This is a genomic window from Mesobacillus harenae (genome assembly GCF_013343715.1).
GTDB lineage: Bacteria > Bacillota > Bacilli > Bacillales > Cytobacillaceae > Mesobacillus_A > Mesobacillus_A harenae.
This window is the reverse complement of the sequence record NZ_JABUNR010000005.1, coordinates 161,288-179,417: the sequence shown is the minus strand read 5'-3', so window position 1 is coordinate 179,417 and position 18,130 is coordinate 161,288. Positions and strand designations below refer to the sequence as shown.

Genomic DNA, 18,130 nt, shown 5'->3' with positions numbered 1-18,130 from the left:
ACTACTAACATATTTTTAATAAAGAAGGTCATAATATGGCAGACAGCTACGAATATCTCATCTTTATTAAAGAGCTTGGCCGCTTATTTGAGGAGTATGAGAATTGTCACGATTCAGAACTAAGGCAAGAAATATATAAGGATATACAGCTGATTGGAAAGGCGATTGAGCCGGAACAAGAGCTTTAGCTATTGAAGGGTGTACCTCCATCGCGAGGTGCACTTTTTTTATATCAACGAAAAGGACAACCGCCTAGTAAGAGAGCGGTTGTCCTTTTATGTTTTTTGCTTAAGATAATGAGGGGTTCCTTTGCCAACGAACTCTTATTTATGTTTAGAAGGGCCAGTGAGTCCAAGCAGTTTGGCTTCCTTATGAAGAGATTTGATTAAACTAATGGTCATTAATGCCATGATGAACGAAAACGGCAGTGCAGCCACGATCATCGTATTTTGCAGAGCCTGGAGTCCACCTGTGTAGAGCAGTACAAGTGCGGTTGCTGCCAGCAGGATACCCCATGTAATCTTGACGACATTAGCTGGGTTTTGTGAACCATTCGTTGTCATCATCCCTAGGACATACGTACCTGAATCGGCCGATGTGATAAAGAAGGTTCCAATTAATGTCATTGCAATAATGGACATTAGCATCCCAAGCGGATAATTTGAAAAAACCCCAAACAATGATTCTTCAAGCGCCAGTGAAGATATATTTGCTAGGCCATTATGCTCAAGCATGATCGCAGTACCGCCAAATGTAGAGAACCATAAAAAACCAATTACGGATGGGACAAGAAGAACGCTGAATACAAATTCCCTAATACTGCGTCCTCTTGAAACCCGTGCTATAAAGATCCCTACAAACGGTGACCAGGCTATCCACCACGCCCAATAGAAAATTGTCCAGCCTTGAATCCAAGACCGATTCTCTTCATTTAAAGGAGCAATCCGAAAGCTCATTCGTGCAAGGCTTTGCAAATACGTGCCGACAGTGTCCGTAAATAAATTCAAAATCAGCAAGGTTGGGCCTAGAATAAACATTAGCCCAAACAAAAGGACAGCCAAGAGCATATTTACGTTACTTAAAATTTTGATCCCTTTGCTTAATCCAGTTAAAGCTGAAATCATAAATAGGATTGTTACAATAACAACAATAATAAATTGAACAGTAATATTAGTGGGAACATTAAATAAATACGACAAACCACCATTAATTTGCATGGCTCCAAAACCAAGTGTCGTAGCGACCCCAACAACAGTGGCTAGGACAGCGATGATGTCAATGACTTTACCTATAGGTCCGTTGGCGTGCTTCCCAATAATCGGTTTTAAAGTTTGGCTGATTAATCCTCGTTCACCATGCCTGAAAGTAAAATAGGCAAGAACTAAAGCGACTATACCATATATGGCCCACGCATGAATGCCCCAATGGAAAAACGTAAATCGAAGTGCATCTCTAATTGCTTGTTCTGATCCAGTTTCTCCTGTTGGAGAGCTGACGGCATAATGGCTGATTGGTTCGGCTGATCCGTAAAAAACGAGCCCGATACCCATTCCGGCACTGAAAAGCATAGCAAGCCATGTTGGGCGTGAAAACTCTGGTTTATCATCTGGCTTCCCAAGTTTGATTCTTCCAACTGGACTTATCAGCAAGTAAAGACAAACTAGAACGAAAATAGTAACAAGAATAAGATAATACCAACCAAAAGCATTCGAAAGAAAGCCTTGAATGTTAGCGGTAAGACTCTCAAGCTGTTCAGGTAAGAAAATTCCAAATAGGACTAGGACGGCAAGAATTGCAGCCGATATGTAAAAAACAGGTGTAGCATTTTTCATAAAAAAACTCCTATTCAATAAAATTTCTTTTCTTTATGAGGTTAAAAAATAGCCGAATCAATTTAAACTCCCTTTATGGGCCAATTTATTTAACTATTATCTCTACAAAGTCTGATAAATACTCATAAATAGAAAAAGATAAATGAACCTTGGTTTGGAAAATTTGTTGTTAATGACAGGTAATATGATTAGGGCGATCAGGTCACTTTTTTTGACACAGTTTAAAAGTATACAGCACTTTCATAAGGATGTCTAAGAAAGAGGCGCTTTCTGTTGGTCTGTGAAAAAATGTTTATACATCGTTTAACCAGGATTTTCACATAATAATTTAAAAGAGAGGAAGGGATTTATATGGACTATAGCTTATTATGGAAAGCTGGACTTATTGTTCTTGGAGGGACGTTTTTGCTGAGAATCGCTGGCCGAAAGTCAATTTCTCAAATGACGCTGGCCCAAACTGTTATTATGATTGGAATCGGTTCATTGCTGGTACAGCCAATAACAGGGAGAAATGTTTGGGCGACCCTTGCTGTTGGCCTGTCATTAGTGGCATCCTTATTTCTTTTGGAGCTAGCTCAAGTAAAGTTTGATTTTATGGAAAAACTCATTACTGGAAGGTCAAAAGTGCTTATATCAAATGGGACATTAAATGATAAAACCTTGCTAAAACTCAGAATGACAGTTGATCAATTGGAAATGCAGCTCCGTCAGAAAAGTGTTGCAAAGATCGCGGACGTTGAATATGCTACGCTCGAGCCAAATGGTCAGTTAGGGTATGTATTAAAAAAAGATAAACAACCTGTAACACAAGGAGATCTTAACAAAGTAATGGACGAGCTTTCACGGCTCAGAGTGTATATGGAAACTAGGCTGCCCTTTCCTGCTGGATTTGTACAGCCCCCAATCCCCTTAGATATGGCGAACAACAGTCAATCTAGCCAGGCTCAAAATAAGTATCCTTTATTTGGAGAAGTAGAAAACTCAGAGCATGAGGGTAACCCTCCAAAGCGGCTTCAGTAGAATCATAAGCAAAAAATATTACTAAGAATCTGCTAAGGCACCAGGATCTGGTGCCTATTGGTCCTTGAATCCTTAAAATAGCTGATGTTCCTGTAATTTGCTAAGATAAGTAATGACAAATTTTTATTGAAATGGACTGAGAATTTATGAAAAATAAAGAAATCAAATTAGTTGCCCTGGATTTAGACGGGACGACTTTAAATTCTGATGGAAAGATTAGTGAGGCCAACCGAAGGGCGATAAAAGAAGCTGAGGCAAAGGGAGTTTCTGTTGTCTTGAGTACAGGCCGGTTTGTGGCTACCTGCCGGGAACATGCTAAATCTATGGAGCTAGATACATATTTAATAACTGTAAATGGCAGTGAAATATGGGATCCTCAGGGGAACCTGATTGAACAAAATAAAGTGGGCTCAGACCAGGTTAAATGGATGTGGGAATTATCACAGACTCATAACACGAAATTCTGGGCAACTGGAACCAAACGTGTATATTACGGGGAAATGCCTGAAGACATTTTAGCTTCGGAATGGCTCAAATTTGGCTTCACTGTAGAGGATGATCATGTCCGTGAGACGATCATGCAAGAACTTTTAGCGAAAAAAATGTTTGAGATCAGCAATTCAAGCCCGCTTAATATCGAAGTAAATGCCATGGGCGTAAATAAAGCAAGAGGGCTTGAAAAGGTTTGTAGCTTGCTTGGAATTGGTATGGAAAACGTGATGGCGATCGGGGACAGTTTGAATGATTTAGCTATGATTAAGGAAGCTGGACTTGGCATAGCGATGGGAAATGCCCAGCAGATAGTTAAAGAGGCGGCTGATTGGGAAACAGCCTCAAACAACGAGGACGGCGTAGCAAAGGCCATCGAGCACTGGATACTCTAAAGAAAAAGGGATGAAGTAAATGAAAGCATTAGAAAAACGAAATATTAAAAGCATGAATAGTGAAGTAACTTTTTTCGGGTTTGGCTCACTATCAATCGGCAGGGATTGGGGAATTAGCCAGAATAGGACCAGACCGGAAGAGGAAGACGCAGGAAGGACCCTTCATGAAGTTTTAGATTTGGGGATAAACCTAGTGGATACAGCGAGTGCCTACCACCGAAGTGAAGAGCGGATTGGCAAATTCATTTCAGACCGGAGAAATGAATATATTTTAGCCACCAAATGCGGAGAACATAATGACGAGCCGTCTACATATTACGACTTTTCTTATAAAGCGATAAAAGAATCAATTGATCGAAGCTTGCTATTGTTAAAAACTGATTCTGTGGATTTGATGCAAATTCATTTTGGCCCCGATCCGGAAAAGGTAATCCGGGACGGTGAAACTGTTGAGGCAATGAAAAATGCACAAAAAGAAGGAAAGATCCGGTTTCTTGGGGCTTCAATAGATGGCCCGCTCGCGACAGAATGTATTGAATCAGGTGATTTCGATGTGATGCAAATGGAATACCACTTATTAAATCAAGAAAATCGGCAAAATATTAGCCTTTGTGAACAAAAGGGAATCGGAGTCCTAATTCGCACTGGGCTCGGACGAGGTCTCCTTACTTCAAAAGTAACTAAGGCTTCCCAAGAAAAAATTTCGAAACCTGAGAAAGTAAAAGAGCTGCTAGAACTCGTTGATGGTGATGGGAGTATGTTAACATCCCTCGCGCTCCAGTTTTTGTACGAAAACTCTGGGATCCATTCGGTGCTAATCGGTACAAAATCAACGGCCAATTTTAAAGAGAATATGAAGCTGCTTGAACGGTCTATAGACAGAACACTTCTTGAAAAGGCAATTCAGATCGGCGCTGTAAACTAATTTAATAACTTTCTTTGCACATAAAAGACCTCCTTCAAAGCTGTTTGAAGGAGGTCTTTTAAAAATACACATACTATGAAATTATCGGCATATACTACTGTCTAGCTCCAGAGCCTAGATGATTTTTCACTAGCTTAAGCATTTCTTAATTAGACGAACGATAATACGGCACCGCCAAGTGCACCTGTTAAAACAACCACCCAAGGCGGCAGTTTCCAGTAGACTAGCATACTAAACAAAACAGCTGCAAAAGCAAAATCGATTGGAGCCAATATCGAACTAGTCCAAATCGGATGATAAAAGGCTGCAATTAAGATTCCTACAACTGCTGCGTTTACGCCCATTAAAGCTCCTTTAATGTTAGGGTTGCTTCGCAGTGTATCCCAAAATGGCAGCGTTCCTAAAATTAACAGGAAAGCAGGAAGGAAAATAGCAATTGTAGCAATTAGCCCTCCTTGCCAGCCACTTATAACAGCACCTAAATAGGCAGCAAAAGTAAATAGCGGACCTGGAACAGCTTGGGTAGCACCATAGCCAGCCAAAAAGGCTTCTTCACTCATCCACCCAGTAGGCACAAACTCCCGTTCCAGCAATGGTAAGACAACGTGCCCCCCGCCAAAAACAAGTGAGCCTGAACGATAGAAGCTGTCAAACATGGCTATCCAATTGAGTGCTGTCGCTTCTCTTAATATCGGCAGGCCAATCAGCAAACCGAAAAAGACAATCAGGCAGATGCTGGCAAATTTCTTTGAGATTGGGAATCTATAATTAGCAGCTTCATCCTCTGCCTGGTTTTTATAAAGAAGAAAACCAGCAAAGGCAGCAAGCAGAATAACTCCAACTTGGGTAAAGGCTGTCTGCCATAGAAGGACAATAATCAATGCGCAAAGAGCAATAGCTTTTCTTTGCAAATCTGGGGTCAGTTTTTGCGCCATGCCAATGATTGCATGGGCGACAACCGCCACGGCAACAATTTTAAGACCGTGGATCCAGCCTGCACTGCCAATATCCATCCCTTGCAGTAAAAGAGCAAATAAGATTAAGGCAATAACAGAAGGGAGGGTAAAGCCAATAAAGGCAATGATGCCTCCCAGCAAGCCCGCACGCATCACTCCAATGCCGATTCCGACCTGGCTTGAGGCCGGCCCGGGGAGAAACTGGCAAAGCGCAACTAAGTCAGCGTAGCTTTTTTCGTCCATCCAATTTCTTCTTCGGACATATTCCTCATGAAAATAACCTAGATGGGCAACAGGACCGCCAAATGATGTTAGGCCAAGTCTTGTCGAAACAATAAGCAATTCTAAAAGGGATTTATTTTCATTTGGATTTTTATTTTGAGTCTCTGCCATTCTAAACCTCCTCATTCATCATGAATGTTTCCTTTTCATTATTTAATTTCTTTAAAGAGTTCGTATGCTTTCTTTCTTGCTTCAACAAGAATCACGCTGCCTTTTTCGGTGGCCGTATAATACTTTCTTATTTTTCCCTCAACATTCCGGTCTTCTCTTGTCAGAAGACCATCGGTTTCCATTGAATGAAGAATCGGATATAATGTACCCGAACTGATGTTGTAGCCGTGCTCTTTAAGTTCTTCTAGCATCCAAACTCCGTAAATAGGCTGTTCAAGAGCATGATGCAAAATATGAATTTGTATAAAGCCCAGAAACAATTTCCGCAGCACTTTTTCTTCCATGCAGTCCCCCCTGGCGAAAATAAATTGATATCGGATATCGATATCGAAATCCGATATCAGTATATTAACACATTTCTTGCGCATTTGTAATAGTATTTCACAGAATTCTTATGAATATTAACCTGCTTAGCCGCAAAAGGTTTTTCTCGAATAGAAAAAAGGGTAGATAAACATAATGATATCTACAAAGAGGAACTAGAAGGCTGAGGTTGATAGGATTGTTCAAAAGAAGAATAGAGTTTATCTTTTTAATTGTTTTAATCATTTGTACATATTACATCTTATTTACGAGTATTCCAGATCTTTGGAAGTTCATTCTGCTAGGTGTATACAGCGGAATTATTTTTGTTACAATCTATTCTCTAGTTTTAGAAAACAGATCGGCTAACCACACCATTTTATGGATGTTTTCCCTAGTGTTTTTCCCGATAGCGGGTTATTTCTTTTATTTATATTCGGGACAGCTTTATTTAAAGGGGTATTTATTCCGAAGCAAAAGGCAAAAGGATAAAAATATATGGGAACGGCTGATGCGGGAGGAAAGGGAACCAGATTTAACCTTTTTACAGGAAAACCAGCAAACCTTCTTGCAGTTTGCTAAGAATGCTTCTTCCACGCCTGTTAGTACAGCATCAAGAACCGTGATTTTAAAAGATGGAGATCAAACGTTTTCGGAGATAAAACAGAAACTGAGAAACGCCACAAAATTCATCCATTTAGAATACTATGTTTTTCGCACGGATCGGATCGGACGGGAAATTATTGAGATATTAATAGAAAAAGCGCAGGCTGGAGTAGAGGTTTTGTTTATTTATGATGCAGCGGGGAGCATTCACTTCTCCGAAAAACTTTTAGAGAGAATGCACGCGTCAGGAATTAAAGTTCACCCATTTTCACCTTTAAAATATGGTTTTTTTAACCAAAAGCTAAACTTTCGTAACCACCGTAAAATAATGATTATCGATGGGGAAGTCGGCTTTGTTGGTGGCTTGAATATAGGGGATGAATATTTAGGAGAGGATGACAAGTTAGGGTACTGGCGTGATACTCATATGATTCTAAGAGGAGAAGCTGTTTATACGCTTCATACTGTGTTCTTGCTCGATTGGGAATACGTAAGCGGTGATAAGGTTCTTGAAAACCACGCAGCAGTTAAACCGGAACTTGAAGAGGAAGATTTGGAGCTTGACGGAGCTGTACAAGTTGTAGTCAGCGGTCCGGATACACAGCAGGGGATTATGGGGGATTATTATTATGCGTTGATTGCTTCAGCTGAAAGGTCTATTTGGATTGCTACCCCGTATTTTGTGCCAGATGAAGCCATTAGGAAAGCGCTGAAGGTAGCGGCTGCTAAAGGGCTGGATGTGAAAATTATGTTTCCAGAGGTTAACGACAGCTTTTTGACTCAGTATGCCAGTAAATCATATTTTCCAGAGCTTCTTCGGAACGGAGTTGAAATTTATTCTTATAAAAAAGGATTTTTGCATCAAAAGGTCATTATTGTTGATGGAAATATGGCTTCAATAGGAACAGCTAACATCGATATGCGCAGCTTCCACCTGAATTTTGAGGTAAATGTATTTTTATTGGGTACCTCTTCAATTAGGGACTTGGTCGCTCATTATGAAACAGATATGAACGACAGTGAGAAGATTAGGCCGGTCAAATACTATAAACGAGGTTTTATAGATCGATCCAAAGAGTCATTTGCCCGTTTGTTTTCAGGTGTGCTGTGAGCTGAAGAAAAAATAATTAAGTGCACCATTTAAAATGCAACTCACTTGTTAGACAAAACTAACAAGTGAGTTGTATTTTTTTACCGGGATTTTAAAGGAAGATTTAAAGATAATGCTTGCTAAACGTTTAAGTTTCTAACACAGGGGTAGTAAAAAATGAAATCTGAATTTTTTGAGAAGGGGTGGATTGTTTTGTCAGAGTCACAGAATATTAACATCAATGGCGTTAATGTAATAGCCAAACCAAATCAGACCGTTCTGGAATTGTTATCGGATAGTTCCATTGAAATACCACAGGTTTGTTACCATCCGAGCTTGGGGGCGATTGAAACCTGTGATACTTGCATCGTTTCGGTCAACGGAGAGTTGGTGAGGTCCTGTTCAACTCGTGTTAAGGAAGGCGATGTAATTGATACAGCAACTTCAGATGTTAAAGAAGCGCAAACCATCGCGATGGATAAAATTTTATATAATCATGAGCTTTATTGTACCGTGTGTGATTATAACAATGGTGGCTGTGAAGTACATAATACTGTAAAGGCGATGAAGATCAACCACCAAAGGATACCGTTTGACCAGAAGCCCTATGAGGTCGATGACTCAAACCCATTTTACCGCTATGATCCCGATCAGTGCATTTTATGCGGTCGGTGTGTGGAAGCCTGCCAGGATGTCCAGGTAACGGAAACATTGACAATAGATTGGGAGCGTCAGGAGCCAAGAGTTATTTGGGACAAGGACGTGCCGATCAATGAATCGTCGTGTGTATCATGCGGCCATTGTTCAACGGTCTGCCCGTGTAACGCTATGATGGAAAAAGGGATGGAAGGTGAAGCAGGGTTTTTAACGGGCATAGCTAAAAATACACTCCGTCCGATGATCGAAATGACGAAAAATGTTGAAACCGGATACGGGTCCATATTAGCGATATCCGATATGGAAGCAGCTATGCGCGATGAGAAAATTGAAAAAACGAAAACCGTTTGTACATATTGTGGGGTGGGATGCAGCTTTGATGTGTGGACGAAGGACCGTGAAATTCTAAAAATTGAGCCGCATGCCGAAGCACCGGCAAATGGCATCTCGACCTGTGTGAAAGGAAAATTCGGCTGGGACTTTGTTAATAGTGAAGAGCGCCTGACAAAGCCATTAATCCGAGAAGGAGATTCATTCCGGGAAGCAGAATGGGAGGAAGCATTAAGCTTAATTGCCCAAAAATTCACTGAAATTAAAAAGGATCATGGAGCAGATGCTCTTAGCTTTATCAGCTCCTCAAAAACTACTAATGAAGAATCTTATTTAATGCAGAAGCTGGCAAGGTCAGTCATTGGGACAAATAATATCGATAACTGCTCAAGATACTGCCAGACTCCTGCTACTGTTGGATTATTCCGGACAGTTGGCTACGGTGGAGATGCAGGTTCGATCGAGGATATTCAGAAGGCTGAGCTCGTTCTTATCATTGGCTCTAACACTTCTGAATCGCATCCAGTCTTATCTACACGGGTTAAGCGTTCCCAAAAGCTGAATGGGCAAAAGGTTATCGTCGCAGACCTTCGTGAACACGAAATGGCCGAGCGATCCGACCTTTTTGTGCGTCCTCGTGCTGGAACAGACATGGTATGGCTCTCAGCAGTAACGAAATACATCATTGACCAAGGCTGGGCAGACGAGCAATTTTTAAAAGAAAACGTTAATGGCTTAGAGGATTTTATTAAAAATCTTGAGAAGTTCACAATTGAATATGCTGTAAAAACAACAGGCATTTCAAGAGAGAACTTAATTCAAATAGCTGAAATGATTCATGAATCCAAAACAGTATCTGCTCTTTGGGCAATGGGGGTTACTCAGCATCTCGGCGGCAGTGATACAAGCACAGCTATTTCCAATCTTCTGCTAGTAACCGGAAATTACACCAAGCCTGGCGCAGGAGCCTATCCACTGCGCGGGCATAACAATGTCCAAGGCGCCGGTGATTTTGGAAGCAGCCCTGATAATCTTCCAGGCTATCAAACTGTTACCGATCCTGAGTCTCGGAAAAAGTTTGAAAACGCGTGGGGAGTAACATTGCCTGAGGTTCCAGGCTTGAACAATCATGAGATGGTTGAAGGAATCCATGAAGGTAAGTTAAAGGCAATGTATTTAAAAGGAGAGGACATGGGTCTAGTAGATTCAAATATTAACTATGTGCAGGCTGCATTTGAGAAATTAGACTTCTTCGTCGTTCAGGACATTTTCCTCTCAAGAACTGCACAATTTGCTAATGTAGTCCTTCCTGCAAGTCCGAGCCTTGAAAAAGATGGTACCTTCACCAATACAGAAAGAAGGATTCAGCGCTTGTACAAAGCACTTGAGCCGCTGGGAGAATCCAAGCCAGACTGGCAAATTATAATCGACATCGCCAATCGCCTGGGAGCGGGCTGGAATTACACACATCCTAGCGAGGTTATGGAAGAAGCAGCAAAGCTGATGCCACTTTATTCAGGAGTTACGTATGAGAGATTGGAAGGTTACAAGAGCCTGCAATGGCCGGTAGCAGCAGACGGAACAGACAGCCCGCTTCTTTATACCGATGGCTTCCCATTCCCGGACGGCAAAGCAAGACTTTACCCTGTGGATTGGACACCGCCGCTTGAATTCCCGGTAGAGTATGATATTCATGTCAATAATGGGAGGCTGCTTGAGCACTTCCATGAAGGAAATATGACCTATAAATCTGCCGGTATCAGTGAAAAAACACCGGAGGTCTTTTTAGAAGTTTCTCCTGATCTTGCCGCTGAACGCGGGTTAAATGACGGGACACTTGTCCGTCTGTCATCACCATATGGAAATGTGAAGGTGAAATGCCATATTACTGATAGAGTAAAAGGCAAAGAGGTATACCTGCCAATGAATGACACGGGGGAAGCAGCAATTAACCTCCTAACAAGCAGTTATGCTGACAAAGATACAGATACACCAGCATATAAGGAAACCAGAGCCAAGCTTGAGATTTTAAAAGAAGAAGGTACAAACCCTCTTCCTAAAATTAATCACCGTTATGGGAATCCTCAGCCGCAAATTGGCATACAGGTTGAAAAGAAGTGGGCGAGAAAAGATTATATTTTCCCGGGGGATATAGTTAAAAAGGAGCGGAATCAGCATGGCTAAAGCGATTAACAAAATTCAACGATTTGAATTAAGTCCCGAGGATAAGCGGAAAAAGGATTTAGAGGAGGTCGAAACGGCTCTTATTGAAAATAAGGAGTCAATCCTCGAGCTGATTACCGTCGTCAATCACATGCATGACCGAGGAATTCTATCTCTTTTAAATGGACTTTTTGGGCAGGGAGATAAAGTATTAAACGTTCTTGTTAAAGCAGCAGATAAGCCAGAAACGACGAATACACTTAAGAACCTGCTTCTCATGGTGGGGACGCTTGGAACCATTAATGTTAAGCAGTTGGAGCCAATGCTCTTGAAAATTAATTCTGGTATTGCAAGAGTTGCGGAAAGTAACGAGACTGAAGAAAAAACAGGCTACTTTGACTTGGTTAAGTCTTTAAAAGATCCTGAGATAAACAGCGCGATTACCCTCTTGATGACCTTTTTAAAAGGCATGGGTGAGGATACAAGCGGAATGGAGAGGAATACACAGCTTCCTGAGGATCAGGATCTTCATAAAAGGGAATCAAATACGGTAAATGGCTCTCCCAGCAATGATAAATAAATCGAGGGCCGGCATTTTTCCAAGTAGGAATCTCTTAATAAATCGACTCAGGAGGAGATTGATATTAGTACAACAGTAGCAAAAACAAAAAACCGCTGGCTAATTGCAGCTAGTGCAGTGGGTATCCACATTTCAATCGGTTCTGTATATTCATGGAGTGTCTTTACCAATCCATTGAGGGAACAGCATGGCTGGGGGTTAAGCAGCATATCGCTTACCTTTAGTATTGCAATTTTGTTTCTCGGACTATCGGCCGCATTCATGGGGCATTTTGTCGAGAGTCATGGGCCAAGAAAGTCAGGGATCATCGCAGCAATTTGCTTTGGGGCAGGATTGATTGGTGCGGGTTTTGCCGTAAATATCGGATCTTTGTATCTATTGTATTTCTTTTATGGAGCACTTGGTGGAATGGGGCTTGGAATCGGATATATCACTCCCGTTTCCTCGCTTGTAAAATGGTTCCCTGACCGCAGAGGCCTTGCGACAGGCCTGGCAATCATGGGGTTTGGTTTTGCTTCTTTGATTGCAAGCCCGATTATCGCTTCTTTAATCAGGGAAATGGGTATTGCTAATACCTTTTATTTGCTTGGAAGTGTTTATTTTGTTGTGATGATTTTATCTGCTTTATATCTAGCTCCGCCTCCAAAAGGATGGCTCCCTGAAGGAATGAAGGAGGAAACAGCTGAGCAAGAGACTGGACAGGGAGATCTGTCACAGCTTACGGCCAATGAAGCTGTCAAAACCATTCGATTCTGGGCGTTATGGGCCATGTTATTTATTAATGTAACCTGCGGGATTGCCATCATTTCTGTTGCGTCCCCAATGGCGCAGGATATAGCAGGTTTAACGGCAGCAGCAGCGGCAACAATGGTTGGGATTATGGGACTTTTTAATGGTTTAGGAAGAATAGGCTGGGCATCTATCTCCGACTATATTGGCAGGCCTAACGTATATACCGCCTTTTTTATTATTCAGCTAGCGGCATTTCTGATGCTGCCAAATACATCAAACGCCTGGGTATTTCAAATATTAATCTTTTTGATTCTCACCTGCTATGGGGGCGGTTTTGCTTCCATACCTGCCTATATAGGCGACCTGTTTGGAACGAAACAGCTTGGCGCAATCCATGGCTATATCCTTACAGCGTGGGCAGCTGCAGGCCTAGCAGGGCCTATTCTTGTTTCATGGATTAGGGAGACCACAAATAGCTATTCATTAACCTTGTATATTTTTGCAGGAGCCTTTGCTCTAGCTCTAGCTATATCACTGCTTATCAGAGTCAATATTCGAAACATCCGAAATGCAAATAAAAACACAGATGTAGTAGATTTGCCCCGGTAAACGATTTAATAAAGGCGGTTGTATAGAGATACGCTCGGATCCGCGCGCAAATAAATCTAAGAGACAATCTGAAGTCTTAGTAAAAAGGCAGCCGTTCTCAACTAAATGAGAATGGCTGCTTACTGTGTATCTAAGATAAGGCAGCCTGTCGATATTCATTAGTAAGATTATCAATGATGGTTTGTACCGGCAAAATGCTCTTAATTTCATGTACTCTGGCTCCAGCAAAAACTAGACCGTTTTCCACATCACCCGCTACGGATAAAAGGAGAGAATCGAGCGTGCAAAACCGATAGGAGCAGTTTTTGAGACAATCGTGACATTTTGCAATTTTAAGTTTACCAGGCTGGCTGATTAAATCTGTGAAATTATTGGAAATCGCGCGCCCATGTAAACCGACTGTTGTTTTAACAAGAAGGGTATCTTCTTTCTGAGCGTCTACGTATTTTTGTTTGAAGGCTAAAGGAGCATCGCACTCTTCACTTGCGACAAATCTTGTGCCCATTTGAACTCCGGATGCCCCCAGACGCAATGCCTTGGAAATATCAGAGCCGGTCATGATCCCTCCCGCGGCAATAACGGGAATTGATACTGCTTCAACAACCTCTGGCAAAATATCAAACAAAGGACGGTCTGTACCTAAATGCCCACCAGCTTCACACCCCTCAACAACAACAGCTGCAGCACCGAGCCGCTCGGAAATTCTTGCAAGTTTGGCGGATGAAACGATTGAAATGACAGGTATGCCGGCCTTCTTGCCCCATGCATACATATCTCTGGAAATACCAGCGCCAGAAATTATAAAGTCTGCCTTTTCTTCAAGGGCTGCCTTCATTTTTTCGGCAAAATCATTCATCGCAAACAATACGTTTACACCAATGTATCCAGTATCCTTCACAAGGCTCTTTGCAGTTCTGATATGGTTACGCAATTCATCAACCGTAATACCAGTTCCTGATATTATTCCAATACCTCCTGCATTAGCAACAGCTGAAGAAAGCTTGCTAAGCGAAATCCCAACTCCCATTCCTCCTTGCATAACAGGAACTTTCGGCATCATATGTCCAATCTTTAATTGTGGAAAATTCAAATTAATACCCCATTTCTTTTAACGTTCCAATGGAGTTTAACAGTAATAAATAATTTTGTATGTGACTTTTGTTACCTGGTTCTATAACTTGGTGTTTAAATTTACGAAAAAAAACCGCTCGAGATATAGAATCCCAAGCGGTTTCAGTGAAATGCTATTCTATTTAGGTTTATTTTCGTTTGGCGGATTGGCCTTTAAGCTATCTGCTTTTTTCTTATTGCTCTTTCGGCGCCATTGATATCCAATGAATCCGATGTACAAAGGTACAGCAATATAAATAAAGTAAGGCATTTCTTGAGATTTGCTGCGGAATATCAAAAAGATGAGATAACCGAGCAGAATTGTAATAATTGTTCCGTATTTAGGAAGAGGAACATTTTTGAGACTTGGAATTTTCAGCTTGCTGACCATTAAAAAGCAGAGCGCCATAAAAGAAACACTGATCAAAACTTCAGGAATCCAACGGTGGAGCATGGTGACTAATGTTAGCAACCCTCCAGCTGCCGTTATGGGGACACCGGTAAAATAATAGTTTGATTTCCTGGCGTTTACATTAAAACGGGCTAACCTAAATGCTCCGAATAGAGGAAACAGCCCGGCTACTACCATGCCAATCATTCCGTATTGGGAAAAGGTGATATAGTAAACAAGCATAGCTGGAGCGACCCCGAAGGTAACAACATCGGCAAGAGAATCAAGCTCCTTGCCAAGTTCAGATTCAGCGTTCAGCATCCTCGCTACCCGTCCATCCATACTATCTAGCATCATTCCAATTAATATAAGGATCGATGCATTTCTAAAATCACCCTTAGCCGCAAATAAAATTGATAAGAATCCAAAAAGAAGATTACTAAGTGTAAATAAGTTCGGTATACTTTTTCTAACTAACATATTATGCCTTACCTCAAATCGCTTATAGTTTTTGTATCTAACTCTGCCACACAGCAGTTCCTTATTTAATCTTATGTAAAAAGTCATTGATTATTAATAATACCCGATAACGCTTACTATAACCATTATAGATGAAGGTTGAATTTAAAGAAACGCAAAAATGAGAGGTAAGCGTAAAACATTAAATAAGTTCACCAATCTTGACTAAAATGACGTTGTTAGCAAGTATTTCCTTAAGGACTGCCATAATTGATAGGGAGTGAATTTAATTTCAAGTAGTAATTTTTTGAAATAACAAGGAGTTCGGCGAAAAAGGTCGAAAAGGTAGTAAGTCAGAAAATGGAGAATTTAATGGAGGAGAGACATTTGACGTATTCACAGTTTGAGGTTACAGCACAAACAAGCCGCGGGCATGTTAGCAATGTAACCTTATTTGACTATTTAGATCAGGCACGAAATGACTGGTATCGTTATAGCATTTTATTGAATGTTGAAGCGGTTGTTGTACATGCAGGCTTAGACTATAAGAAAGAAGTTTTCGACCAGGACAGAATCACCATTCGTACAGAGCTATCCAGGGTCGGAAATACTAGCTTGACGCTTAAGCAAACAGCAGTGAATCATAAACAGGAGCTTGTCGCTTCAGCTGAAATTATCCTTGCTACGATTGACCGGCAATCGCGGGTGAAGACGAGAGTGCCTGATGAAATCAGAAATCTGTTAAATCAAGATAAGATCCTAAACCACTTGGAACTTACTGCAAAAATAAATTAAACGAAGAGGAAACAGGCTGCCGAGAATTCTCGACAGCCCGATTTACGTTATCCTTCACTAGTTGTTGTTTTTGTGCTCCAGCATGAACGCTAGGCGGCGCGTTTGGATAAAAACTTCTTTTTGTTCGGGTAGAATGTAAACGGGGGTTTTTAATTATAACCCCTGTCGACAAATGGAATCTGTTTCGCCGAAAATTAATACACGAACGTTGAAAAATTTGTGCTGCCTGCATATACATGGTTTCCTTTTTTTTAAATAGCTCTGTTAAACTTGACTGTTGATTTGCGTTGCAGCCGCTCGCTTTCCGTGGGGCGTGCGGCAAGCCTCCTCGGCGCATGCGCCTGAGGGGTCTCGCCTGCCACGCTGATCCCGCAGGACACTGAAAGACTTCCCCGAAAAGGGCCCACGCACGAGAAAATGCGTTTTTCATTTTCGAGGAATCTCGCGACTTTCACTTCAATCAACATACTTAAAAATCAACAATGACCTTTAACACAGCCTGAAAAATAAAAAAAGCACTACAGAATCTGTAATGCTTTTAAGAAAAGTGAAAAATGAAAGTCTTCCTGCTGACTCGGGTTGCTGAACTGTCAACATTAAGAACGAATTGATTTAACTCTGCCGACTTGTCCATCAGTTAGTCTGACTTTAATGCCATGAGGATGAGAACTGGATTTAGTTAAAATATCTTTAACGATCCCACTCGTCAATTTCCCGGTTCTTTGGTCAGCTTTCAAGACAATATCGACTTCTGTACCTGGTGTGATGTCTTTTCGGTTTTGGCCGTTCACTTAGACACCCATTTTCCTGCGCTGGTTGCTGACTTTCTTTGTTTGCTGGCTTTTCATTTTTTTCATGGACTGAGTGTTATTGGAGCTGGCTTGATCGGCAGCAGCCTGGTTCTTTTTGTTAGCAAGCTTCTGGTTAATTGCTTCCTGAAGGCTCATTTTCTTTTTAGGTGTTTCATTTTGCTCTATATTCTTTGATTCAGTCATAATTAATTCCTCCTGTTTTCATCTAATATAAGTATAATCGATTTCTTCTCTAATTAAAACCTGAAGCTTATGCTTGAAAAGTTAGCCATTCCGTTTTATAATGATTTAGTCGTCGTTTTTTAGACTATAAATATGTCTCAGTAGCTCAGCTGGATAGAGCGACAGCCTCCTAAGCTGTAGGTCGTGAGTTCGAATCTCGCCTGGGACACTAATCAGCTTGCTTCAAGCTAAGATAAAGCCCTTCTCATTAAACAGAGAAGGGCTTTGTTTTTTTTTAGAAAAACTTTTTATTCTATTTTTACACTGATAGGGTAAACATATGGTTCGGAGGGTTCCTCAATTTCTTTCCAGTTTTCCACCTTAATAAGAGGGAATTGCTGTTCATTGTAAGTGGTAACGCTGAATGTACCTTCAGCTTCTATCCAGGTATCTACTGATAAATCGGCTGCTTCTTTAAATTGAGAAAGAAATCCGCCAATACTTGCATCTGCCACACAATGGGTAATCAGGAAGCGGGAAATAACCAGCTGATCTTGGTCAAAACCCTCCTCTTTGTAGACAAATCCTTTTAATTTAATCTTTCGCCCTTGATACTTATCGATATCCATGCTGATTGCATCATAATATGTGGAAAAAACGGTATCATTCATCTCGATCACAGGGGCGTTTTCAAGTTCAGCCATCATATTTTCATAATCACTATTTGAGATTACTTCTGGTTCAATTGCTTCGTTTGTATCTTCGATAGGAAATTCTCCAGCCAAATCATCCTCTTGCTCGATAAGAATGTCCTCATCCTTATTTTCTTTGCCAGCAGACTCCCTGTTTGATAGTAAAAGCATCCCGCCTTTCTTTTCAGCCATCGAAGCATCCAGCACACTGGCAGGCAAAAAGAAGCCAGTAAAGAGAGGGAAAACAACAATCAGATAGGATACAAATTTTCTTGCGGAAAACTTGCTTGTCCCGTGGTCATGATGATGATCACAATGTCCATGATCATGGTGACAATCGCTATGGTCATGCTGGGAATCAGCTTGTTTTAGTGTCCAAACTCTCGTTATTTGAATAAAAAACAAGATTAAAAACATGAGGGCCGCAGTCTGGCTGAGAAGCTCGTATTTAGGGTTTATGAATTTAGTTATCTCGCCTGTGAAATGAAGCTTATAAATTAAAACAGAGAAAGAGAGTAATATAACGGCTCTAAAAGCCTGTTGTATATGAAATTGCATAGTTGCCCTCC

17 protein-coding genes and 1 tRNA gene are annotated in these 18,130 nt (G+C 41.1%); 10 read left to right on the top strand and 8 right to left on the bottom strand.

The window, feature by feature from the left end; genetic code table 11:
• Nucleotides 1-35: 35 nt before the first annotated feature.
• A complete protein-coding gene (locus HRJ06_RS08290) occupies nucleotides 36-188 on the top strand; it encodes a hypothetical protein (protein ID WP_174731704.1) in 153 nt (50 codons plus the stop codon).
• A gap of 135 nt (nucleotides 189-323) precedes the next feature.
• Here HRJ06_RS08290 and HRJ06_RS08285 read toward each other — a convergent pair whose 3' ends face one another.
• Nucleotides 324-1,832: a glycine betaine uptake BCCT transporter gene (locus HRJ06_RS08285; protein ID WP_174731701.1), complete on the bottom strand. Its 1,509-nt coding sequence runs from the start codon at nucleotides 1,830-1,832 to the stop codon at nucleotides 324-326.
• Nucleotides 1,833-2,183: 351 nt separating this feature from the next.
• Here HRJ06_RS08285 and HRJ06_RS08280 point away from each other — a divergent pair, with 351 nt between their 5' ends.
• The 3 genes from HRJ06_RS08280 to HRJ06_RS08270 all read left to right on the top strand — a co-directional run bounded on the left by HRJ06_RS08280 (nucleotide 2,184) and on the right by HRJ06_RS08270 (nucleotide 4,661).
• Nucleotides 2,184-2,852: a DUF421 domain-containing protein gene (locus HRJ06_RS08280; RefSeq protein ID WP_174731698.1), complete on the top strand. Its 669-nt coding sequence runs from the start codon at nucleotides 2,184-2,186 to the stop codon at nucleotides 2,850-2,852.
• A 146-nt stretch (nucleotides 2,853-2,998) separates the two neighbouring features.
• Nucleotides 2,999-3,736 (top strand): Cof-type HAD-IIB family hydrolase, encoded by a 738-nt coding sequence (locus HRJ06_RS08275; RefSeq protein WP_174731695.1) that lies wholly within the window; start codon nucleotides 2,999-3,001, stop codon nucleotides 3,734-3,736.
• A gap of 19 nt (nucleotides 3,737-3,755) precedes the next feature.
• The gene (locus HRJ06_RS08270; protein ID WP_174731692.1) at nucleotides 3,756-4,661 is read left to right on the top strand and encodes an aldo/keto reductase; all 906 of its coding nucleotides are present in this window, start codon (nucleotides 3,756-3,758) and stop codon (nucleotides 4,659-4,661) included.
• Between the two features lie 149 nt (nucleotides 4,662-4,810).
• Here HRJ06_RS08270 and HRJ06_RS08265 read toward each other — a convergent pair whose 3' ends face one another.
• Both HRJ06_RS08265 and HRJ06_RS08260 read right to left on the bottom strand, forming a co-directional pair.
• On the bottom strand, nucleotides 4,811-6,010 hold the full coding sequence (locus HRJ06_RS08265; protein WP_174731689.1) for a chromate transporter: 1,200 nt from the start codon (nucleotides 6,008-6,010) through the stop codon (nucleotides 4,811-4,813).
• 38 nt (nucleotides 6,011-6,048) lie between these two features.
• A complete protein-coding gene (locus HRJ06_RS08260; protein ID WP_174731686.1) occupies nucleotides 6,049-6,354 on the bottom strand; it encodes a PadR family transcriptional regulator in 306 nt (101 codons plus the stop codon).
• Nucleotides 6,355-6,572: 218 nt separating this feature from the next.
• Between HRJ06_RS08260 and cls the strand changes: the two genes are divergently transcribed.
• The 4 genes from cls to HRJ06_RS08240 all read left to right on the top strand — a co-directional run bounded on the left by cls (nucleotide 6,573) and on the right by HRJ06_RS08240 (nucleotide 13,140).
• Nucleotides 6,573-8,090, top strand: coding sequence for a cardiolipin synthase (cls, locus tag HRJ06_RS08255; protein ID WP_174731960.1), 1,518 nt, complete (start codon nucleotides 6,573-6,575; stop codon nucleotides 8,088-8,090).
• Nucleotides 8,091-8,246: 156 nt separating this feature from the next.
• Nucleotides 8,247-11,240: a formate dehydrogenase subunit alpha gene (gene fdhF, locus HRJ06_RS08250; RefSeq protein ID WP_422392720.1), complete on the top strand. Its 2,994-nt coding sequence runs from the start codon at nucleotides 8,247-8,249 to the stop codon at nucleotides 11,238-11,240.
• Complete coding sequence (locus tag HRJ06_RS08245; protein WP_174731683.1) at nucleotides 11,233-11,799, top strand: helical membrane plugin domain-containing protein; 567 nt, start codon at nucleotides 11,233-11,235, stop codon at nucleotides 11,797-11,799. Before fdhF ends, HRJ06_RS08245 begins: the two co-directional genes overlap by 8 nt.
• A gap of 63 nt (nucleotides 11,800-11,862) precedes the next feature.
• Nucleotides 11,863-13,140 (top strand): L-lactate MFS transporter, encoded by a 1,278-nt coding sequence (locus HRJ06_RS08240; protein WP_174731954.1) that lies wholly within the window; start codon nucleotides 11,863-11,865, stop codon nucleotides 13,138-13,140.
• 130 nt (nucleotides 13,141-13,270) lie between these two features.
• On the opposite strand, the gene HRJ06_RS08235 is transcribed toward HRJ06_RS08240, so the two are convergent.
• Together HRJ06_RS08235 and pssA are read right to left on the bottom strand one after the other, a co-directional pair.
• Nucleotides 13,271-14,200 carry an NAD(P)H-dependent flavin oxidoreductase gene (locus HRJ06_RS08235; protein WP_174731951.1) on the bottom strand — a complete coding sequence of 310 codons (930 nt, stop codon included), beginning with the start codon at nucleotides 14,198-14,200 and terminating at the stop codon, nucleotides 13,271-13,273.
• A gap of 189 nt (nucleotides 14,201-14,389) precedes the next feature.
• Nucleotides 14,390-15,121, bottom strand: coding sequence for a CDP-diacylglycerol--serine O-phosphatidyltransferase (gene pssA, locus HRJ06_RS08230; RefSeq protein WP_174731680.1), 732 nt, complete (start codon nucleotides 15,119-15,121; stop codon nucleotides 14,390-14,392).
• A gap of 366 nt (nucleotides 15,122-15,487) precedes the next feature.
• Between pssA and HRJ06_RS08225 the strand changes: the two genes are divergently transcribed.
• Nucleotides 15,488-15,895: an acyl-CoA thioesterase gene (locus HRJ06_RS08225; RefSeq protein WP_174731677.1), complete on the top strand. Its 408-nt coding sequence runs from the start codon at nucleotides 15,488-15,490 to the stop codon at nucleotides 15,893-15,895.
• Between the two features lie 596 nt (nucleotides 15,896-16,491).
• Here HRJ06_RS08225 and HRJ06_RS08220 read toward each other — a convergent pair.
• Complete coding sequence (locus HRJ06_RS08220; protein WP_174731674.1) at nucleotides 16,492-16,686, bottom strand: YwbE family protein; 195 nt, start codon at nucleotides 16,684-16,686, stop codon at nucleotides 16,492-16,494.
• Entirely contained in the window at nucleotides 16,687-16,890 is a 204-nt protein-coding gene (locus HRJ06_RS08215) for a hypothetical protein (protein ID WP_174731672.1), read from the bottom strand.
• A 134-nt stretch (nucleotides 16,891-17,024) separates the two neighbouring features.
• Here HRJ06_RS08215 and HRJ06_RS08210 point away from each other — a divergent pair.
• Nucleotides 17,025-17,098 (top strand) — tRNA-Arg (locus HRJ06_RS08210).
• Between the two features lie 79 nt (nucleotides 17,099-17,177).
• On the opposite strand, the gene HRJ06_RS08205 is transcribed toward HRJ06_RS08210, so the two are convergent.
• A complete protein-coding gene (locus HRJ06_RS08205) occupies nucleotides 17,178-18,119 on the bottom strand; it encodes a TIGR03943 family putative permease subunit (protein ID WP_174731669.1) in 942 nt (313 codons plus the stop codon).
• Nucleotides 18,120-18,130: the final 11 nt, after the last annotated feature.

What these genes read in the sequence shown, in the direction of transcription:
- HRJ06_RS08290 (WP_174731704.1), top strand. Translation starts at nt 36, where the DNA reads ATGGCAGACAGCTACGAATATCTCATCTTTATTAAAGAGCTTGGCCGC.
- HRJ06_RS08280 (WP_174731698.1), top strand. Translation starts at nt 2,184, where the DNA reads ATGGACTATAGCTTATTATGGAAAGCTGGACTTATTGTTCTTGGAGGG.
- pssA (WP_174731680.1), bottom strand. Translation starts at nt 15,121, where the DNA reads ATGTTAGTTAGAAAAAGTATACCGAACTTATTTACACTTAGTAATCTT.
- HRJ06_RS08260 (WP_174731686.1), bottom strand. Translation starts at nt 6,354, where the DNA reads ATGGAAGAAAAAGTGCTGCGGAAATTGTTTCTGGGCTTTATACAAATT.
- HRJ06_RS08205 (WP_174731669.1), bottom strand. Translation starts at nt 18,119, where the DNA reads ATGCAATTTCATATACAACAGGCTTTTAGAGCCGTTATATTACTCTCT.
- HRJ06_RS08270 (WP_174731692.1), top strand. Translation starts at nt 3,756, where the DNA reads ATGAAAGCATTAGAAAAACGAAATATTAAAAGCATGAATAGTGAAGTA.
- HRJ06_RS08235 (WP_174731951.1), bottom strand. Translation starts at nt 14,200, where the DNA reads ATGATGCCGAAAGTTCCTGTTATGCAAGGAGGAATGGGAGTTGGGATT.
- HRJ06_RS08245 (WP_174731683.1), top strand. Translation starts at nt 11,233, where the DNA reads ATGGCTAAAGCGATTAACAAAATTCAACGATTTGAATTAAGTCCCGAG.
- HRJ06_RS08265 (WP_174731689.1), bottom strand. Translation starts at nt 6,010, where the DNA reads ATGGCAGAGACTCAAAATAAAAATCCAAATGAAAATAAATCCCTTTTA.
- HRJ06_RS08285 (WP_174731701.1), bottom strand. Translation starts at nt 1,832, where the DNA reads ATGAAAAATGCTACACCTGTTTTTTACATATCGGCTGCAATTCTTGCC.
- HRJ06_RS08215 (WP_174731672.1), bottom strand. Translation starts at nt 16,890, where the DNA reads ATGACTGAATCAAAGAATATAGAGCAAAATGAAACACCTAAAAAGAAA.
- HRJ06_RS08275 (WP_174731695.1), top strand. Translation starts at nt 2,999, where the DNA reads ATGAAAAATAAAGAAATCAAATTAGTTGCCCTGGATTTAGACGGGACG.
- fdhF (WP_422392720.1), top strand. Translation starts at nt 8,247, where the DNA reads ATGAAATCTGAATTTTTTGAGAAGGGGTGGATTGTTTTGTCAGAGTCA.